Below are 2500 nucleotides of genomic sequence, written 5' to 3'. Positions count from 1 at the left end.
ATCACCCTCTCTGGCTTCGTTTCCCAACGAATTAAACTATCTTTCCAAATTCTTGCTCGTTATTTCAGTCCTACAACCCCAAGATGCAAGCACCTTGGTTTGGGCTCTTCCCCTTTCGCTCGCCGCTACTCCGGGAATCGATTTTTCTTTCTGCTCCTGCTGCTAATGAGATGTTTCAGTTCACAGCGTATTCCTTCATTATCCTATGTATTCAGATAATGATAACTCAATTGAGTTGGGTTTCCCCATTCGGAAATCTCTGGGTCATAGCGTACTTACCGCTCACCAAAGCTTATCGTAGTTAGTCACGTCCTTCATCGGCTCCTAGTGCCAAGGCATTCACCACGCGCCCTTATTCACTTAACCACTACTGTTTAGTAGGGTCAGCATATGAGTTGGTCTTTCGACCTGCGATTAAACCGTTCTTTAATTAAAGAACTTGTGTTGTTTCTCGGTTCAATTTAGCGTCATCTTGCGATGACTTTAAAAAGAATTTGTTATTATTCAGTTTTCAATGTACAAACCCACCAGCCTTCCGACTGGCAATGGAGAATAGCGGGATCGAACCGCTGACCCCCTGCTTGCAAAGCAGGTGCTCTCCCAGCTGAGCTAATTCCCCAAGTCCTGGTTGGGACTTCTTGACAGTAGCCCACTCAAAACTAAACAAAACTTTAATTCAAACAAATTGACTTGCGTCCCTGTAACGTTCCGTTTTTCCTTAGAAAGGAGGTGATCCAGCCGCAGGTTCTCCTACGGCTACCTTGTTACGACTTCACCCCAGTCATCTGTCCTGCCTTAGACGGTTCCCTCCAAAAGGTTAGGCCACCGGCTTTGGGCATTACAAACTCCCATGGTGTGACGGGCGGTGTGTACAAGACCCGGGAACGTATTCACCGCGGCATGCTGATCCGCGATTACTAGCGATTCCGACTTCATGTAGTCGAGTTGCAGACTACAATCCGAACTGAGACGTACTTTAAGAGATTAGCTTACCCTCGCGGGTTTGCGACTCGTTGTATACGCCATTGTAGCACGTGTGTAGCCCAGGTCATAAGGGGCATGATGATCTGACGTCGTCCCCGCCTTCCTCCGGTTTGTCACCGGCAGTCTCGCTAGAGTGCCCAACTGAATGCTGGCAACTAACAATAAGGGTTGCGCTCGTTGCGGGACTTAACCCAACATCTCACGACACGAGCTGACGACGACCATGCACCACCTGTCACTTTGGCTCCGAAGAGCACAATGCTATCTCTAACATCTTCAAAGGATGTCAAGACCTGGTAAGGTTCTTCGCGTTGCTTCGAATTAAACCACATGCTCCACCGCTTGTGCGGGTCCCCGTCAATTCCTTTGAGTTTCAACCTTGCGGTCGTACTCCCCAGGCGGAATACTTAATGCGTTTGCTGCGGCACTAAGAGGCGGAAACCTCCTAACACCTAGTATTCATCGTTTACGGTGTGGACTACCAGGGTATCTAATCCTGTTTGCTACCCACACTTTCGAGCCTCAACGTCAGTTACAGTCCAGTAAGCCGCCTTCGCCACTGGTGTTCTTCCATATATCTACGCATTCCACCGCTACACATGGAGTTCCACTTACCTCTACTGCACTCAAGTTAGCCAGTTTCCAAAGCAATTCCACAGTTGAGCTGTGGGCTTTCACTTCAGACTTAACCAACCGTCTGCGCTCGCTTTACGCCCAATAAATCCGGATAACGCTCGGGACATACGTATTACCGCGGCTGCTGGCACGTATTTAGCCGTCCCTTTCTGGTATGGTACCGTCAATCTTAGGTCATTACCTACCTAAGCCATTCTTCCCATACAACAGTGCTTTACGACCCGAAAGCCTTCATCACACACGCGGCGTTGCTCCATCAGGCTTGCGCCCATTGTGGAAGATTCCCTACTGCAGCCTCCCGTAGGAGTTTGGGCCGTGTCTCAGTCCCAATGTGGCCGATCAGTCTCTCAACTCGGCTATGCATCATCGTCTTGGTGAGCCTTTACCTCACCAACTAACTAATGCAGCGCGAATCCATCTTTTAGCGACGCCGAAGCGCCTTTTAACAACCTTTTATGCAAAAAGCTGTGTTATACGGTATTAGCATCTGTTTCCAAATGTTATCCCCTACTATAAGGCAGGTTATTCACGTGTTACTCACCCGTTCGCCACTCACTTGAAAGGTGCAAGCACCTTTCGCTGTGCGTTCGACTTGCATGTATTAGGCACGCCGCCAGCGTTCATCCTGAGCCAGGATCAAACTCTCATGTTAAAAGTTTGAAGATTGCTCTTCGATTAAACTGACTTACTAGTTTCCTAGCTTTATCCGTTTATTGTTCTTACGAATTGACTTCGCAAATTTGTCTTTACTAAGTTTCCTTAGTAAATCGTTACAGATTTGTTTGTTCAAAGTTTTGTTCAGTTTTCAATGTGCTACTGCGTTGCTCCCTTACGAAACAACTTAATTAGTCTATCACGCTTATTCTCGCTTGTCAACAAC

The 2500-nt window shown here is 47.6% G+C and carries 1 tRNA gene and 2 rRNA genes (1 of these 3 cut by a window edge); all 3 read right to left on the bottom strand.

The window, feature by feature from the left end:
- A 23S ribosomal RNA gene (locus tag M4974_RS07765) occupies window positions 1–366 on the bottom strand (it extends 2540 nt beyond the left edge of the window).
- Between the two features lie 180 nt (window positions 367–546).
- Window positions 547–619 (bottom strand) — tRNA-Ala (locus M4974_RS07760).
- A gap of 103 nt (window positions 620–722) precedes the next feature.
- Window positions 723–2272, bottom strand: a 16S ribosomal RNA gene (locus M4974_RS07755).
- Together the 16S and 23S rRNA genes with 1 tRNA gene alongside form the textbook arrangement of a ribosomal RNA operon.
- Window positions 2273–2500: the final 228 nt, after the last annotated feature.

Origin of the sequence: Convivina praedatoris (assembly GCF_933208495.1) — a bacterium.
Lineage (GTDB): Bacteria > Bacillota > Bacilli > Lactobacillales > Lactobacillaceae > Convivina > Convivina praedatoris.
The sequence above is the reverse complement of the archived record's forward strand: the minus strand, read 5'-3'. Positions and strand labels throughout refer to the sequence as shown.